Raw genomic sequence first — 16868 nt, forward strand, 5'->3', positions numbered from 1 at the left:
TGAGTCATTGAGAACTTAGTCAGATTTTAATTTCCTTCAGGATATTTTTATAAGTCCGGCCTATAGGAAGCTTTTTATTATTAATTATTATTTCTGCAGCTGAAAAGCCTTCAATCTTTTTTAAAGAAACAATATAAGATTTATGAATGCGGATAAATCTTGAAGTATTCAGCATATTTTCCATCTTGCTGATCGGCATTTTTACCGTTATGGATTGTTTCTTTGTATGTACTGTAATATATTCGCGGAAGCTTTCAATATAATAAATGTCTTCAAGGTAAATTTTATACTGCTTTTTTCTGATGGTGATGAAAATATAATCGCTATTAACGGCTTCCATGAGTGCTTCTTCCGCTTCTGCCAAATGCCTGAATTTATTAAGTGCAATCTGAAATCGCTCATAAGAAACAGGTTTCATCAGATAATCTACAATATCAAAATCATATCCCTCCAAAGCATATTCCTGGTAGGCAGTGGTGACTATTGTAAAAGGAGGATCGCTGAGTTTCCTTAAAAAATCAAAGCCTTTGACCACCGGAAGGTTCATATCCAGAAACAAAAGGTCAACTTTGTTGAAAGATAATATATTTGCTGCATGAACCGCATCCGCACATTTTCCTGTGATGGCCAGATCGTTATTCCGAAGGATGTAGTTTTCAATGATTTCTGCAGCGATGGGTTCATCTTCCACGATCAGGCAATTATATTTTTTCTGAGTTTCCATTATTAAAGTTTATTTTTAGAGCAACTGAATATTTTTCATTCTGCTCATCAATTGTAAGACTGTGATCCGGATACAGGATTTCCAACTGTCTTTTGATATTGGTCATCCCGATTTTGGTGGTATCTTTTACATGATTTTCCCTGGAGTTTTCAATGGTAAATAATAAAGTTCCGTTTTTAAGTTGTATATGAATATGGATATAGGCACGTTGCAAACTTTCTGAAGCTCCATGTTTAAAAGCATTTTCTATAAACTGTAAGAGGATGAGCGGAGAGATCTCCTGGGAAGGATTATCAATATCCTCTGTAAATTCAAGATCGAGATTCCGGTACCTTAGCTTTTGAATATCCAGAAAGTCCTTTATGTTATCAATATCCTTGAAAATGGAAATATTATGATTGGATTCATAAATATTAAACCGCATCATTTTGGATAGCTTGAGGATAATTTCAGGGGTTTCGTCTGCTTTCTTCAGGGAGAGCCCATAAATATTATTAAGGGTATTGAACAGGAAATGCGGATTGATCTGGGCTTTTAGAAATTTAATTTCGTTGTGGTATTTTTCAGTTTTAATATCGTTCAGGTATTTCTGAAGTTCTATCTGCTGCCTGGACTTTTCAAAACCAAAGCCTAAAGCCATGGCAAAAATAATATTCATTACGGCATTGAAAATCCCAAACCGGGAGAACCTTGAAATGTCTTCTTCGATTCCATAAATAACAGGGTAGACAAAATCATGACAAATTAATCTGAAGGCTATTATTCCAAGAACTATAATAAGGATTGTTGCGACTATTTTTTTCCATACTGAATGAAACAGAGGAACTCTCCCGTCCGCAACCGCCAGAAAAAGATAAAAACACGGAATTTCTGAAAACAAAAAACAAAACTCTGATAAGACCGAATAATAAAATATCAACGGTTTTGAAAGAGACAGATGTTTAAGTGCTTCCAAAAGATAGGCAAATTCTGCATGAATCTCTAACAGAAAATAAAATATCCAAAAATAGATATGATGTTTTAATTTGTTTTCGTTCATTGGATAAAGCTAAAAAAATTGCTCCAATTATTATGGAGCAAAATTCTTCATTCATAAAATGTTATCTCGTAAAAATCTACTAACAGCACGTTCTCATCTACGAAGCATTCTTTTTCTTGAAATGAAGGAATTCTTTCGGGAAGGCAACACTCAGAAAACACATGATAAGAAGAAGGCTGAATTCCACGCCATTTCTGCCTCCGCCTACTACAAACCAACCTTCTTTACCATGTATCAAAATAATGCCGACTATGAAAATCAGAATATTGGCTATCGCCGTTATCTTTAAAAATCTATTTGCTACCAGACAAAATATAGAAAAAACATGGATCAATTTTACCATCCAGGCTATATAAATTCCGAACGGAAAAAATCCTATCCCATCCAGATAATCTTTTCCAAAACTGTTGATATCCCCACTGATTATGGAGGGTATACTATGCATCATCAGTATGAAAGCCAAAGAAAGCCTTAGTAAAATTGTATGGTCCATACATCATTCCATTTTATGATTCAAAAATATTATTAAAAGTGCAGGAATGTTAACAATTTCGATAAACTACAGTTAACTGTCTATTAATATTCAAAAGTTATATTTGGCTTTATAATTGGACTGAGAAATATATGACAGATCATGCTTTGAAATATAATAAGGCTTTTGATGAGTTAACAGATGAAGAGAGAAAGCTTCTGGAAATTAATAAAAAAAGTATTGCGGATTTTGTTGAACAATCATCTTCTTTAAGCGACGTACATTATGCCACAAGGAATGCACACGCTAAAACATATGCAGTAGCAAGAGGGAAATTTATTATCCATCACGATATTCCTGATGAGCTGAGGCTCTTCTTTGATAAGGAGGAATTTGACCTGATCATACGGTTTTCCAATGCCCATCTGAAAATCCAAAAGAATAAAAGCGATATTCCTGCTTATGGTTTTTCCGTAAAAGTCAGAGACGAAAATAGCAACACAATTGCCAACTATCCTTTGGTTAATTTTCCGTTGTTTCCCGTTAATTCAGTAAGCACTTTTCTGAAAATATTTACAGCCATCAACAGATTATTTCTTAAAAAATGGGGCAACGTACTTCCTTTGATCATACAGCTTTTAAAAGCCACCCCATCTTTTTTTACCTTATCATTCCTTAAAAAAACTATACAATTTATCTTTAAGAGGAAAAATTTCATTTTATCCTTTGACTATTTCTCGATTGGCGCTTATAGATTGGGTGAAAATATGATCAAAATAAGACTAAATCCAATTTCCATCGACAAGAATTTTGAAAGGAAAATGGGAGTGAAAGAGGCTATGAAAGAATTTTTTATGTCTCATGATTATACTGCTGAAGTGCTTATCCAGATTTGCTATAATTTGAAGGACCAGCCGATTAACCGTTTGAATGTGGAATGGAAAAATTCACCTTACATCAAAATAGGAGAAATAAAGATCGAAAAGAATTCTTTACTCAATCCCTATGCCTGTGAAAATGAAATGCTGTCATTTAACCCTTTTGAAAGCAAGCCTGTTTTCCAGCCTGTTGGCAAAATACAAAAGCTACGTCATGAAGCTTATAAAATTTCAATGCAAACCAGACTCAAGATCAATAAGCTTTTAAAATACAAATAAAAAAGGCTTTACAAAATGTAAAGCCTTTCTATTATTTATTTTTATTATTCTTTATCTCCCGTAACTTTCTCAGGGAACAGAACTGATAACAGAACTGAAATCAATAGCACGCCACCTACAATTCCCAATGAAACCGGTGAAGGGATATGCACCCATGGTGCAATCAGCATTTTAACCCCGATAAAGGCTAAAATAATGGCCAGACCATAAGGCAGTTTACTGAACATATGAATAAAGTTGGCCAATAAGAAGTAGAGTGATCTAAGCCCTAAAATGGCAAAAATATTCGAGGTGTAAAGAATGAACGGGTCATTTGAAATGGCAAAAATTGCCGGAATGGAATCCACAGCGAAAAGAACGTCTGTAAATTCAATAACTCCTACTACCACCAAAAGAGGGGTAGCCATTTTGATTCCGTTCTGAATGGTGAAGAATTTATCTCCATCATAATTATCCGAAACTTTCCAGAAACTTTTGATCAGCCTTGCACCCGGTGTATCGCTGAAATCTTCATTATCATCGTCTTCGCCTTCACCCCATGATTTGATTCCCGCATAGACCAGAAATAATCCAAAAAGAGTCATGACAACATTAATTTTCACCGGCTCCCCAAATATATTCATCTCCGGAAGATAGGTAATATTGATCAAACCGATTCCTGCAAAAATGAATATGGCCCTGAATATCAATGCACCGATGATCCCCCAGAACAATACTTTGTGATGGAGATGTTTGGGAACTTTAAAGAACCCGAAAACAAGGATAAACACAAACAGGTTATCTACCGAAAGTGCCTTTTCTATCCAGTAAGCAGCCTGATACTGCGTGAATTTTTCCACAGCAAGAGTATGGCCTTCAGCCTGGTTGAATACCCAATACACTACCCCGGAAAAAACCATGGATAGCGAGATCCATACAATAGACCAGATGGTGGCTTCTTTTGAAGATACCTCATGACTCTTTTTATTGAAAACCCCTAAATCCAGGAGCAACATAATGACGACTGTGATGGCGAATCCCCACACCAAGCCCGGATGTAAATCCAGGATACTTTGACTTTGTTCCACTTTAATAGTTATTATTTAATAGTATAAAAGCAATAACTGTAAAAACAGGTATTGCCACTTTTAATTATTTTCAGATTGATAAATGCTTATAAATACTTTTGCTGAACTGTCTGAATGGTTTCCTGCAATTTTTTATCAGCGGTAGGATCTCCGATCGCATTGAATTTCCATTCTCCGTTTCTTTTATAAAAAACACCCATTACCATGGCAACATGACCTTTGAAAGAAGCATCATTAGCAATATCGTATTTCGCGAAAACTTCTCTTACATTAGTCGGAGAACCTTCATAAATACGTATGGAAGCAAAAGGAATTGTTCCGAAGTCCTGCCCTTTATAGCTGTTCAGCACCATCGCCACATATTCCACATTAGAATCCAGCTGGCTGAAGTCTACCGTGATCACTTCATTATCTAGTCCATCGTCTCCGTTAACGTCACCCGTTAAATCATCACCACTATGTTTTACAGAACCGTTTTTAGATTTCAGATTTCCGAAATATACTATTTCTGTTGCATTTTTGTTTGAATCATATAAAATACAGCTTCCGTCAAGGTCTACTGCTTCTCTTTTTGTTCCAAATAATCCTTTCTTTTCAATTGCTCCCCAGTTGATTCCAACACAAGCCTGGGTAAGCGCTGTACCATTTTCCTTCGTCAGGTTAATTCTTTGACCTTTTTGTAAATTAATAGCCATTTTTTTATGTTTAGTTGTTATTATTTTTTTTGAAATCGTTAAACTGCAAATATGCAAAATCGTTCTTTGCTTTAGTTATTTATATTCAAATTCAGCATTGCCCGCAGAATATTGGTTTCTTCATTCACATCAAAAATTTTGCTCATGATGTCCACATTTTCAAGATTTCTAAGATAGTCTTTTAAAACAGAATCCACATCGTCAGGCAAAGTCCGTTTCTTTTCATGAATAGTTTCTTCCAGCTCCTCATTTTTGCTCCTCAATTGATTGATGATTGAGATCTGACTGGACTCATTTTCCGAAGTATCGAGATAAGACAACTCATCATCAATCAGATACATTTTCTTCTCTTCAATATTGAATATAAAATGCTCATCAGACTGAAATATCCTGAACAGCTCATATTCATTCCTGTTGATCCTGTAGCCACATACAAAACGGACTTTGAAATTCTGTATATTGAGCTTGCCCAACAACTTCCTTTCTATGGAATAATCCTGATATCGATACGAAGGAACTGAATGAGATTTCAGTTTTTCTTCATCAGCCTCCATCCTGTAGAATTCTGCCGCATATTTTTTATGAAAGTACAGAACATCATTCCAGTTCACCGTAAACTTATCTTCCGTAAGATCTTTGTATATATTTTTTAGATGCTGAGAAAAGGTACCACTATATAATTTCCGGTCTATTTCAAAACTATCTGCCTTCTTTTCTTCAAAAGCCGTAATATACTGCGTATTGATATTAATTTCATTAATGACAGCCAACAGATCATTTTCTTTTTTCTTTTTGATCTTGTTCAACAGTTCTATCAGACTGTCTGTATATTGCAGATGAAAAAGCTCCAGCTTATTGTAGTCCAATGTCTTATTTTCTTCAAACAGCTTGTGTATAATATCTGTTTTGATGTAAATCGATATTATATCTACATTTTCAAAGAAATTCGAAAGAAGCTTAAGTTTCGTTAATCTTCTTTTGCTTTGAGACATTATGCTTACCGCTTCCTCATCCACTTTTTTACTGTATTATTACCCTCTGATATTTGCTTTTAATTCGTGTTCCAGTGTTTGCAAATCCTGATCCAGCTTTCTTCTGTTTTCCGCTCCCTGCTTTTGGATCTGTTTTACTTCATTCAAAGTATTGATCAGCATGGTGGTGGTTTCTCTCAAGGTTTCGGCAGACACAATGGTTTGCTCATTAGCCTTCGCCACATTCCTTGAGTTCTGTCCGAGACGTTCCGCATTCTTTCTTAAAATCTCTTCCGTAGTAGAAGATACTTTCTGCTGAATTTCAATATTCTGCTGCTGTCTGTACATAGCCACTGCTAAGGAAAGCTGGTTTTTCCAAACCGGCAGTGTAGTCGTAAGGATCGTCTGAGCTTTTTCCGCAATGGAAACATTATTATTCTGTACCAGTCTGATTTGCGGCAGAGACTGCATCATAATCAGTCGAACCACTTTAAGATCGGCCATTCTTCTGTCTAATCGTGCAATGAAATCTCTTTTATCCGCAATCTGGTAATCCGCATAATTCTGAACGTTGGCTTCCATTTCGGCAAGTTCCTGTCCTGCTCTTTCCATTCTCAGGCTTCCTGCCACCACAAGGTCTTCTATTTGCTTGATGGAATTGATATTACTGTCGAAAATCGTCTGCAATACCGCATTATCTTTAGATGAAGTAATGATTCCTGCATTTACCTTATGTGAAATCTGATCGATGTTGTTAACGATCTTATCATATTTTGCAAAAAGATTTTCCACCTGCGTCATAACTTTTTTCATGAACGGCAATCTGCTCAGGAAACCTTTTACTTTATTGCTGTTGTTTAACTCATCTACGTCAACATAGTTCAGCTCTACCAACAGATTGTTGATCAGCTCTCCTACCTCTCCGGAGTTTGATCTTCTTACATTTCCTAAAAAGCTGTCACTCTGGTTAGCCAAAGTCTTCTGAAGCTCCGAACCGAAATTCACGATAGAACCAGGATTGGTCTCATCAATAGAATTGGCCAGTGTTTCATATCTTTGGCGCTCTCCTTCCTGCACCTGAGTAAGGTTAACGTTTCCATCTCTGTCTACCAGAACCGGAGCTGTACTCTGAGCTGGCTGGCTCGGTTGTGCAGGTTCAAAAGTCTTAAGAGGTTCAATTGACTGAAGTGGGTCAATAGGTTGATTGGGTTGATTATCCATGATAAATTATTGATAAATTGCTACAAATTTTTCAAGGCCTTCTCTTTGTCCGCTTCCTACCGCTTCAAATTTCCATTCCCCATTTCTGTTATAGATTCTTCCGAATTCTACAGCTGTTTCAATAGAAAAGTCCTCATCCAATTCATATTTTAAAAGTTCTTCATTCGTATCCGGATTGAAGATTCTGATGAAAGAATTTCTTACCTGTCCGAAGTTCTGTTTTCTTGCATCTGCATCATGAATAGTTACTACAATAGTAATTTCCTTTACTGCAGAATCAATTTTAGTTAAATCGATTTTAATTTGTTCATCGTCTCCTGCTCCGTCACCGGTTAAATTATCTCCTGAATGAATCACTGCTTTATCCGGTGATTCAAGGTTGTTATAAAAAACAAAATGATTATCTGAAACCAGTTTTTTATTTTCTCCCAATAAAAACAGAGATGCATCTAAATCGAATGCAGTTCCTGTAGAAGTATTATTGATGTCCCATCCTAAACCTACTATAAATTTAGGTGCATTTATATTTTCTCTTTGTCCTTTCTGTAAATTAATAGCCATAGTATAGTTCTGTTTGTGTTAATGTATTTATATTATTCTCGTATTCTTTTATTAAATGATAGTTATTACTTATTGCCAACTCCAGCAATTGATCCATCTGTTCCTTTTTTACTTTAGACGAAAGATATTCAAATTTACTTGATTCCAGGCCTAAAATATATTTTACAATCCTTGTATTGAATTGAAAATCAAGCTTTAACATTACTTCGGCAATATGTTCAATGTTTTTCACCGAATAATAATTGAAAAAGTTCTCAATCTTAGGATCAATATCAAAGTTCATCAGTTCGGCATAATACAGGAATACAAAATCTGCTTTCACCTCATACTGATCTAGAATTTTGTGAACCGTATATTCATGACTTCCGGTAATTTTAATATCATCTATAAAAATACAAAGTTTTCCTCTTAAAAAATCCTTATCAATATAATAGGTATCATTGGCTATCAAATTCTTACGATCTTCAAAATTCAGATTCCCGTAATCCGTAATATAGGTATGATTACGATTGATTTTTGACAAGATACTGGATTTTTTTCCTTTTTGGAATAAATAGAAGTCCAATTGCTTTTTAAAATAAAAACATAAAAAATTAGAAGCCGTAGGAATTGCCATATAAGGACTTGGCAGTACTACAATTTCTTTATCCGTTTCTAAAAGCTCTTTATTTTCAACAATAAATCCTTCAAAAAGTTCTTTCGCAAATTTTTCGGCATACGACTTATCGCCATACTTGAAATAGCTGTATTCTGCGGGCGAAAAAGTGAATTCATCCGCTGAATGAATGTGGTGTAAACTGTATCGTTTATTCATATTGATTTAGTGTTTAAGTAAGTGTGCGTTGAAACCAAAGTTTTTTGCCCCCTGATAATCTGCAACCGGATTATCTCCGATATGTAAAATCTGATTCTTCTGAAGATCTCCTTTGATATTGTTTTTAACCTCCTGGAAAATGAGCGGGTTGGGTTTAGAGCAATTGATCTCATCTGAGTAAATATGGAAATCTATATATTGATCAAGGTTTTCCCCTATCAGGAACTTTCTCATGGTTCTTCCTTTGATAAATCCGGTATTGCTCAAAATATTAATTGTTTTTCCCTGATTTTTAATTTCTTCAAAAAACTGGTGTAAATTTTCAAAAATCACAACAGGTCTGTACTCAAGAAACAAGTCTTCGCTTTTCTGATAAAACTCATTGAGTTTTTCTTTATGAATATCTTTTATATTAACATTCAATGCTCCTAAAATCAATAAATAAATCTCAAAAGTATCCACATTTCCACCAATTACTTCATTGATATTATTACATAGGTCGTCATAATATTTTACGGTTTTCGCAACTTCTTCAACAGGTTTCTGAATGTCAAAAAATGAGGAGAACAGCTCAACTCTTTTTGTTTTAAATTCAGGATGAGATTTGATTAGGGTGAGCCACAGGTCAAAGGAAAAATGACAGTGGTTGTGAATGTCGATATCTGTTTTCAAAATATTACAAGTTAAAAATTTTATTTAGCTCTTTCTTGAAAAAGATTTTAATTTTTTATCATTAGTTTTTATTGAACCATTCAATACCTCCCAAAGATAGAATTTTTAAAATTAATGAATGAATTTACCCTTCAGTTTTAAGATATTTTATGAATTTCCTGATTGATGGTTTAGATTCAGAAATAAAAATTCATTCAAATGCTTCAAAAAATTTTTGACAATTAAAAAAAATCTCTAATTTCGCACCGATTAAAAAATCAACATGTCAACAAGAATGATAAATAGTATTACTTTAAACCATCCTATCAGAGCTGTGTACTTTGGTAGCACTAATTATTTATCTGAATAACATAGATCTTTATTGACAAAAATATAGAAGACCTATCTGTTCAGATAGGTCTTTTTTGCTACCCTATTTCCAGACTTAACACCAACACAGAAGTCTAAAAATCAACATTTTAAAATTTTAAAACATGAAATACAACACACGAAATATAGGGATTATAGCACACGTAGATGCAGGAAAAACAACTTTAACGGAAAGATTGCTTTATTATACGGGGCTCATTCATAAAATCGGAAACGTAGACGATGGAAATACGACAATGGACAAAGATATCCAGGAAAAAAACCGTGGAATCACCATTTCTTCCGCAGCGATTTCCACTCAATGGAAAAAAGACCGGAATACTTATAATATCAATATTATTGATACTCCGGGGCATATTGATTTTGCAGTGGAAGTTGAACGTTCATTAAGGGTTCTGGACAGCGTTGTCGCCGTATTCTGTGCTTCTTCCGGAGTACAGCCACAGACAGAAAACGTATGGTTCCAAGCTGAAAAACACGGAATTCCGAAAATCTGTTTCATCAATAAAATGGATAGAATCGGAGCGGATTTCTTCGCAGTTGTAAAAGAAATCCAAACGAAATTGAATGCTGTGCCTTTAGCTTTACAAATTCCGATAGGCGCTGAAGATCATTTTGAAGGAGTCATTGATCTGATCAGACAAAAAGCTTTATACTGGACTGATGAAAACGGAGAAACTATCATTGAAAAAGAAATTCCGGAAAATTATAAGGCAGAAGCTGAAGAATACAGAATAAGATTAATGGAAACCCTCGCCGAGTCTGATGAAATTTTCCTGGAAATTTTCCTGGATTCCGCTCATAGAATTTCAGACGAAATGATTCTTGAAAGTATACAGAGAACCTGTAAATCAAGAGCTGTGGTTCCTGTTTTATGCGGATCTGCATTTAAAAACAAGGGAGTTCAGCCTTTGCTTGACGCCATTGTCACTTATCTCCCTGCACCGGATCAATTACCTTCGATAAAAGGAAAAGATCCTATGACAGAAGAAACTGTTGAAATCATAAGAAATGCGGAAGAAGCTTTTTCCGGATTGGTTTTCAAGGTGATGATTGATAAACATATGGGTAAACTGGCCATGCTGAGAATTTATTCCGGAAGAATACAATCTGGGGATACTATTTTGAATGTAAGAACAGGAGAAACCTTCAGGGTTTCAAGAATTCTGCAGATGCAGTCGGATAAAACCTTATCTGTTGATGAAGGTAAAGCCGGAGACATTGTCGCCTTAACAGGAATAAAAGATGCTAAAACAGGAGATTCATTATCTATGGAAAAACCTGTATTATTAGAATCCATCACGATTCCTGCCCCGGTTATCAGGGTTTCCATAGAACCTAAAACCAATCAGGATGAGAAATCTTTCGGTTTGGTTTTAGCTAAAATTCAGGAGGAAGATCCTTCTTTAGTCATTGAAAGAGATCCTCAGACTGGTGAGACTTTATTGAGTGGTTTAGGAGAATTGCATCTTGAAGTTACTTTGGAAAAAATCCGGTTGAATTATGGAATTGAGATCAATCAGGGTAAACCTAAAGTTTCATACAAGGAAATTTTAACTGAAACCAGAACTCATCGCGAAAAACTGGTAAAACAGGGAGGAGGAAGCGGCCATTTTGCAGACATCACTTTTGAGATCGGACCAAGAGAAAATAATGAGCCAGGGCTGGAATTCATTAACCAGATCAAAGGAGGAGTAATTCCGGGCGAATTTATTCCTTATGTTGAAAAAGGTTTCAGGGACGCCATGCAAAATGGACCATTGAATGGTTACCCCTTGGAAAGTATGAAGATCACTCTTCTTGACGGATCTACTCACGTTCAGGATTCTTCAGCTTACGATTTTGAAATGGCAGCGAGAGACGGTTTCAGAGCTGCGGCTAAAGCATGTAACCCGAAACTTTTGGAGCCGATCATGCAGGTTGAAATTCAAAGTATGGAAGAATATACAGGAGTGGTAACGGCAGATATCAATAAAAGAAGAGGAATCATCACTTCAATTGATGAAAAGTCAGGAAGAAAAATTTTCACAGCGGAAGTACCTTTAGCTTCAACTTTCGGATATATTTCTGATCTGAGAACGTTAACGAGCGGCAGAGCTTCCATCAGCATGAAATTATCACACTACGCTTTAGTACCTGATTTCATCGCCAATATAGTAGTAACCTAAAAAACGAGGGCTGTAAAATAATTTACAGTCCTTGTTCAGGTTATAAAGGATTTCTTTTGCAATTACTTTTTCCAAAGATGTTTGCTCTGTCTATTTTAAATTCTCATCATCCAGCCTCACACTTCCCTACTTTTCAGGCATTACCTTATACGTAGGATCTTCTTCAATATTTACTTCAATAACTGCTTCGGCATTTTTCAGCATTCTCCTGCAATCCTCGCTTAAATAGCGTAAACGTAATGTTTTATTCTGTTGGGTATAGCGTTTTGATAATTTGTCCAAAGCGTCAATAGCACTCATATCTACAATTCTGCTTTCCCGGAAATTTATAATGACCTCATCGGGATCGTTTATCGGGTCAAACTTATCGATAAAGCCTGTTGCAGAACCGAAAAACAGGGGGCCGTAAATTTCATAATGCTTCACCCCATTTTCATCCACAAATTTTCTGGCTCTGATTCTTTTCGCGTTATCCCAGGCAAAAACCAATGCTGAAATGATAACTCCCACCAAAACAGCCAACGCAAGGTTATGTAAAATGATCGTGATTAATGCGACAGTGATTCCAACGAATATATCGGATTTTGGCATTTTATTGACAATCCGAATGGAAACCCATTGAAATGTACTGATGGCTACCATCATCATCACACCTGCCAAAGCCGCCATCGGAATTTTTTCAATAAAAGGAGCCCCTATCAGAATAATGATCAGAATGGTTACTGATGCAATAATTCCTGAAAGCCTTGCTCTTGAACCGGCATTGAGGTTAACCAGTGTTTGTGCCACCATTGCACAGCCACCCATTCCTCCGAAAAAGCCATTGGTAATATTGGCAATTCCCTGGGCAACAGATTCTTTATTTGCACTTCCTTTAGTTCCTGTAATTTCATCCACCATGGATAAAGTAAGTAAAGATTCAATCAACCCGACTCCGGCCATTACCAGGGCATAAGGAAAAATAATTCTCAGGGTTTCCAAAGAAAAAGGGATGCCGGGTATATGAAAAGCAGGAAGATCTCCACTGATATGAGCGATATCAGCTACTGTTTTAGTTTGTATCCCAAATCCGGAAACAAGGGCAAAAACCATTAAAATAGCTATTAAAGATGAAGGAACCGCTTTAGAGATCTTGGGGAAAAAGTAAACAATAGCAATGGTAAGAGCCGTTAATCCGCTCATTATATATAAATTGGTTCCCTGTATCCAATGAGACACTCCATTGCTATCCACAATTTTAAACTGTTCAATCTGTGCCATAAAGATGATCACCGCTAATCCGTTAAGAAAGCCATACATTACGGGTTGAGGAATCAATCTTACAAACTTTCCGAGTTTACATATACCCACTATCATTTGAAGAGTTCCGGCAAGAATCACTGTTGCCAAAAGATATTCTACACCATGAGACCTGATCAGAGCAATTAAAACGACAATGGTAGCTCCGGCTCCTCCGGAAACCATTCCGGGGCGACCTCCCAGTATGGCTGTAACCAACCCCATCATAAAAGCGGCATATAAACCCGTTAATGGAGACAGACCGGCCAGAATAGCAAACGACAATGATTCCGGAATCATTGTCATCGCTACGGTAAACCCTGCTAATAATTCGTTTTTATAGTTTATTTTCTTTGAGAAATCAAATAAATAGGTATTCATAGAACTGCAAAGGTATTCACTTCAAAGTATTCCTGCAATCACTATTGTTTTTTAAGATTGCTTTAACATTCAAATCCATTAGGTTTGCTCTCTGAGCAATGGGAAAACAGCCCGATTATATCACCATATATAGATTTATAGTTGTATTTTTTTAACATTATTTTTTTAATTATTTTTTTTATTCAATTTCTATTTTCTATATATTTGAATCAAAACACATTTATTATTTTCTACAATTGCAAAATATTACAGAAAATTGTAAAACAAATCAGTAATTAATTTATAAAGAATTGTATGAGAAAATTTTAATGGAGGGTGTTATTCATATCTATATCTGAAGGAAACTTGGGATGATGCAAATTAGATAGAATACAATGATACAATCTTTGCTGCATATCCTAAGAAACCATGTCAATTCTTAAGTAAATTTTTTATTTCTTCACATAGGTACGAAAAATCTTTACCTGTTGTAAATGAATACACTCCTGCTTTTTTCAATGCAAGTTCAAAAAAATATTTAGTATTCAATGTTATATAAAAATATACACATCGGCCAGTTTATCAAAGAAAGAGTGGCTGAAAAGGAAATAACAGCAGAAAGGATATGCAACTTTCTTAATAAGGATGAAGATTTTATTGAACAAGTTTATGACAGCAAATCTATTGATACGGATTTGCTTTTACGATGGAGCAAGCTGCTGGAATATGATTTTTTCAGGCTGTACAGCTCACATCTCATCTTATATGCTCCACCGGCTGCCGTTAATAAATCTGATTCTCCAAAGTCTGATAAGATTCCTTATTTCAGAAAGAATATCTATACTCAGGAGATTAAAGATTTTATTATCAACAAAATACTTTCCGGGGAAATGACCCACCGTGAAATCATAGAAGAATATTCGATCCCGAAAAGTACTTTGCACCGGTGGTTACAGAAAATAAGAAATAACAATAAATAAAAACACAGTTTCTAATGCGTCCCAATTACTATAAAATTTATCATGATATGCTTCAAAAAGAGCAGCCTGAAAAATTAAAGGATCCCACCATTAAGAGATTGCTCAGTAAACTGAATACAACTGAGGATATCTTGAAGTTTAATGAAAAAATCTTCAAACAATCTAAAGAAAAGCAGAAAAATAATCAGAAGCTGAGAACGTATGATAAGCAAACCATATTGAAGCTTTTGCAGTATCAGGACAAACATGGCTTCTCTACAAGCTATATGTCTAAAAAGTATAAAATAAGCAGAACTACCATTACCAAATGGAGAAGAATGTTTGAAGAAGAAATTCAAAGTATATAATATAGCCGGTAAATTATTTACCGGTTTTTTATTTCCAGATAAGAAAACTCTGATAAAAATAATTTTTATCAGAGTTTTAAAAAAGGTAACAGGCAAGAAAAGATCTTGAGCGGGGCGCTGTCAACGCCGGAATCGAACCGGTTAACCTTGCCGGAGTTACCGGCTTCGTTATTCCTCCCCTATAGTGAGACGATGAAACTCTTCTCTACGACACTTTTATATTTTTAAAACAAGGCAATTATCAAAAAGCGTAATGTCGTGCTCTAACCATCTGAGCTACTCTTCCTGCATTATGTATTCTGCAAATATGGAAGAGGCGGGACTCGAACCCGCGACCTCGTCGTGATGAGCGAAGTAACACTATTCTACGGCACTTGTTTATCTTTTAAACGCAAATAAGGAAACAGACGAAAAAAGTTTACTTTTTTTTCAAAAGCGTCGTTCTTACCCATAATGGGCAGTGAACCGGTAATTTTACATCTGCGGGAGACTTGCATTTACCCAGTTGGTTTTCAACCCAACCTCACTCGTTCGGTCACCCGAATTTCGCTACCTTAGGACCGTTAATACGAAGGAACTCTTCTCTACGACACTTATTTGCTGAAGTCTTTTTAAGTAAAGAGGCAAAAGGCGAAAAGACAGACATGTATCCATTCCATACTGTTATTCGGGAAAATATACATTTTTAGATTTACATCTAATTTCTGATCGAAGTAAGCCTTCTCTACGGCACTCTTTTGTTTTTTAATCAAGGTAACAATGATAGAATCTTATCTTTCCATTTGCTCTACCTGCTGAGCTACTTTTCCTTTTCGAGGGAAAAGGCAGGAATCGAACCTGCGACCCAATGATTAACCAATCGAAGTATGATTCTAAAACGACACTTGATTTTATATATAATGGTTAGTGTTTTTCTGATTACAAATTTATGTTATGACTACGCACTGTTTTTACGTAATAAAATATTTTTAAACCAAGTAATAATCAATAAGAATTTTTCCAAAGTGAAAGTTTGACGATGTAATTCTTATTTACGACATTGGTTATAAACCGAGCAATATAGCGAAAAGAGTCTGTTTCAATTGGAAGTCGAAGAATTTCTTTTCTTACGACATCGGTTACTTTTATCAGTTGTTAAGGAATAATTATATTCCAGTTATTAGTTCTGAAATTTTTTCAGCATTTTCAACATACATTTTTTTCAAAGTTTCTGTGATTCTGTTTTTAAAACTTATTTGATCCTGTTTTACTTTCTCAAATTCTATTTTAAGTTCTGATTCCTCTGCTTCGAAAATTACTTTTATATTTTCATTATCACTAATATTAGATTCTGTATAATCAGAAAACAGAACTTTTCCATTTTCTTTTTTGCATAAAATCCATGGATGTCCAATCCAAATATCTAACCAGCCGGAAGATTGATGTTCAAAAATTCTTTCCCAATCTTTTATATAACTTATAAATCCACAACAGGTAGGCTGTATTAAAATTTCATCATCCTGCATTACAACAATTCTGCCATCAAAAGACACAACAGTATCTTCTATATTGTCCTGTTCAACATCTGAAAGATGTACTTCAAGAATCATTTGCAAATCTTCCTCACTAATAGTATTAATATCTACCAAATAGGAATCTTTTTTAAGGGTATGAAAACCTACATTCAATTTAGAAACTACTTCCATCCATTTTCTATACCATTCTTCTGTATCTGGATAATCTGAGATTTCCGGTAATTCATATTCTTCTTTAGAATATTTTAAAGGATTAATTTCTATTGTATTTATAAGTTTCATTACCATTATAGTCTTGTTTTAGTCCTATCGCAGCAACTGTTTAGCACATTTTCTTGGTTTTGGGGGGGGGGGGGGGGGGGGGGGGGGGCCCCGCGCTCTCCAGCCTTGAAGGTCGGGGTTGGTGAAGACAATCACATATAACTATTATAAATAATTAATAATAAAAAAAAAATAAAA

General features: G+C 35.2%; 16 protein-coding genes. 4 read left to right on the forward strand and 12 right to left on the reverse strand.

Going from position 1 to position 16868, the window contains the following annotated elements; translation table 11 throughout:
• Positions 1 to 19 precede the first annotated feature (19 nt).
• The 3 genes from ACGHIN_RS05565 to ACGHIN_RS05575 all read right to left on the reverse strand — a co-directional run bounded on the left by ACGHIN_RS05565 (position 20) and on the right by ACGHIN_RS05575 (position 2256).
• Positions 20 to 724, reverse strand: a complete 705-nt coding sequence (locus tag ACGHIN_RS05565) for a LytR/AlgR family response regulator transcription factor (RefSeq protein ID WP_390451573.1) — start codon at positions 722 to 724, stop codon at positions 20 to 22.
• Complete coding sequence (locus ACGHIN_RS05570) at positions 702 to 1763, reverse strand: sensor histidine kinase (protein ID WP_390451576.1); 1062 nt, start codon at positions 1761 to 1763, stop codon at positions 702 to 704. Before ACGHIN_RS05570 ends, ACGHIN_RS05565 begins: the two co-directional genes overlap by 23 nt.
• Positions 1764 to 1860: 97 nt before the next feature.
• A complete protein-coding gene (locus ACGHIN_RS05575; protein WP_390451578.1) occupies positions 1861 to 2256 on the reverse strand; it encodes a DoxX family protein in 396 nt (131 codons plus the stop codon).
• Positions 2257 to 2387: 131 nt separating this feature from the next.
• Between ACGHIN_RS05575 and ACGHIN_RS05580 the strand changes: the two genes are divergently transcribed.
• Positions 2388 to 3392, forward strand: a complete 1005-nt coding sequence (locus ACGHIN_RS05580; protein ID WP_390451579.1) for a catalase family protein — start codon at positions 2388 to 2390, stop codon at positions 3390 to 3392.
• A 44-nt stretch (positions 3393 to 3436) separates the two neighbouring features.
• Here ACGHIN_RS05580 and ACGHIN_RS05585 read toward each other — a convergent pair whose 3' ends face one another.
• The 7 genes from ACGHIN_RS05585 to ACGHIN_RS05615 form a co-directional block, all read right to left on the reverse strand.
• On the reverse strand, positions 3437 to 4459 hold the full coding sequence (locus tag ACGHIN_RS05585) for a TerC/Alx family metal homeostasis membrane protein (protein ID WP_390451582.1): 1023 nt from the start codon (positions 4457 to 4459) through the stop codon (positions 3437 to 3439).
• An 86-nt stretch (positions 4460 to 4545) separates the two neighbouring features.
• Positions 4546 to 5154 (reverse strand): TerD family protein, encoded by a 609-nt coding sequence (locus ACGHIN_RS05590; protein WP_390451584.1) that lies wholly within the window; start codon positions 5152 to 5154, stop codon positions 4546 to 4548.
• A gap of 71 nt (positions 5155 to 5225) precedes the next feature.
• On the reverse strand, positions 5226 to 6170 hold the full coding sequence (locus tag ACGHIN_RS05595) for a hypothetical protein (protein WP_390451586.1): 945 nt from the start codon (positions 6168 to 6170) through the stop codon (positions 5226 to 5228).
• Between the two features lie 15 nt (positions 6171 to 6185).
• Positions 6186 to 7346, reverse strand: coding sequence for a toxic anion resistance protein (locus ACGHIN_RS05600; RefSeq protein WP_390451588.1), 1161 nt, complete (start codon positions 7344 to 7346; stop codon positions 6186 to 6188).
• 6 nt (positions 7347 to 7352) lie between these two features.
• On the reverse strand, positions 7353 to 7907 hold the full coding sequence (locus ACGHIN_RS05605) for a TerD family protein (protein ID WP_390451591.1): 555 nt from the start codon (positions 7905 to 7907) through the stop codon (positions 7353 to 7355).
• A complete protein-coding gene (locus tag ACGHIN_RS05610) occupies positions 7897 to 8721 on the reverse strand; it encodes a phosphoribosyltransferase family protein (protein WP_390451592.1) in 825 nt (274 codons plus the stop codon). The genes ACGHIN_RS05605 and ACGHIN_RS05610 overlap by 11 nt, the downstream gene beginning before the upstream one ends.
• Before the next feature lie 6 nt (positions 8722 to 8727).
• Positions 8728 to 9393: an HAD family hydrolase gene (locus ACGHIN_RS05615; RefSeq protein ID WP_390451595.1), complete on the reverse strand. Its 666-nt coding sequence runs from the start codon at positions 9391 to 9393 to the stop codon at positions 8728 to 8730.
• A 473-nt stretch (positions 9394 to 9866) separates the two neighbouring features.
• Here ACGHIN_RS05615 and fusA point away from each other — a divergent pair, with 473 nt between their 5' ends.
• The gene (gene fusA, locus ACGHIN_RS05620; RefSeq protein WP_390451597.1) at positions 9867 to 11930 is read left to right on the forward strand and encodes an elongation factor G; all 2064 of its coding nucleotides are present in this window, start codon (positions 9867 to 9869) and stop codon (positions 11928 to 11930) included.
• 126 nt (positions 11931 to 12056) lie between these two features.
• Here the strand turns inward: fusA and ACGHIN_RS05625 are convergent, their stop codons facing one another.
• On the reverse strand, positions 12057 to 13589 hold the full coding sequence (locus ACGHIN_RS05625; RefSeq protein ID WP_390451599.1) for a SulP family inorganic anion transporter: 1533 nt from the start codon (positions 13587 to 13589) through the stop codon (positions 12057 to 12059).
• A 527-nt stretch (positions 13590 to 14116) separates the two neighbouring features.
• Between ACGHIN_RS05625 and ACGHIN_RS05630 the strand changes: the two genes are divergently transcribed.
• Positions 14117 to 14548 carry a transposase gene (locus ACGHIN_RS05630; RefSeq protein WP_390451601.1) on the forward strand — a complete coding sequence of 144 codons (432 nt, stop codon included), beginning with the start codon at positions 14117 to 14119 and terminating at the stop codon, positions 14546 to 14548.
• A 14-nt stretch (positions 14549 to 14562) separates the two neighbouring features.
• Positions 14563 to 14895 (forward strand): helix-turn-helix domain-containing protein, encoded by a 333-nt coding sequence (locus ACGHIN_RS05635; RefSeq protein WP_390451604.1) that lies wholly within the window; start codon positions 14563 to 14565, stop codon positions 14893 to 14895.
• A 1145-nt stretch (positions 14896 to 16040) separates the two neighbouring features.
• Here the strand turns inward: ACGHIN_RS05635 and ACGHIN_RS05640 are convergent.
• Positions 16041 to 16697 carry a hypothetical protein gene (locus ACGHIN_RS05640; RefSeq protein WP_390451606.1) on the reverse strand — a complete coding sequence of 219 codons (657 nt, stop codon included), beginning with the start codon at positions 16695 to 16697 and terminating at the stop codon, positions 16041 to 16043.
• Positions 16698 to 16868 lie beyond the last annotated feature (171 nt).

Origin of the sequence: Chryseobacterium barbadense (assembly GCF_042849955.1) — a bacterium.
GTDB lineage: Bacteria > Bacteroidota > Bacteroidia > Flavobacteriales > Weeksellaceae > Chryseobacterium.

Coding starts and splice junctions, on each gene's coding strand:
- ACGHIN_RS05565 (WP_390451573.1), bottom strand. CDS start 724: ATGGAAACTCAGAAAAAATATAATTGCCTGATCGTGGAAGATGAACCC.
- ACGHIN_RS05610 (WP_390451592.1), bottom strand. CDS start 8,721: ATGAATAAACGATACAGTTTACACCACATTCATTCAGCGGATGAATTC.
- ACGHIN_RS05600 (WP_390451588.1), bottom strand. CDS start 7,346: ATGGATAATCAACCCAATCAACCTATTGACCCACTTCAGTCAATTGAA.
- ACGHIN_RS05625 (WP_390451599.1), bottom strand. CDS start 13,589: ATGAATACCTATTTATTTGATTTCTCAAAGAAAATAAACTATAAAAAC.
- ACGHIN_RS05575 (WP_390451578.1), bottom strand. CDS start 2,256: ATGGACCATACAATTTTACTAAGGCTTTCTTTGGCTTTCATACTGATG.
- ACGHIN_RS05580 (WP_390451579.1), top strand. CDS start 2,388: ATGACAGATCATGCTTTGAAATATAATAAGGCTTTTGATGAGTTAACA.
- ACGHIN_RS05630 (WP_390451601.1), top strand. CDS start 14,117: ATGTTATATAAAAATATACACATCGGCCAGTTTATCAAAGAAAGAGTG.
- ACGHIN_RS05640 (WP_390451606.1), bottom strand. CDS start 16,697: ATGGTAATGAAACTTATAAATACAATAGAAATTAATCCTTTAAAATAT.
- ACGHIN_RS05605 (WP_390451591.1), bottom strand. CDS start 7,907: ATGGCTATTAATTTACAGAAAGGACAAAGAGAAAATATAAATGCACCT.
- ACGHIN_RS05570 (WP_390451576.1), bottom strand. CDS start 1,763: ATGAACGAAAACAAATTAAAACATCATATCTATTTTTGGATATTTTAT.
- fusA (WP_390451597.1), top strand. CDS start 9,867: ATGAAATACAACACACGAAATATAGGGATTATAGCACACGTAGATGCA.
- ACGHIN_RS05590 (WP_390451584.1), bottom strand. CDS start 5,154: ATGGCTATTAATTTACAAAAAGGTCAAAGAATTAACCTGACGAAGGAA.
- ACGHIN_RS05635 (WP_390451604.1), top strand. CDS start 14,563: ATGCGTCCCAATTACTATAAAATTTATCATGATATGCTTCAAAAAGAG.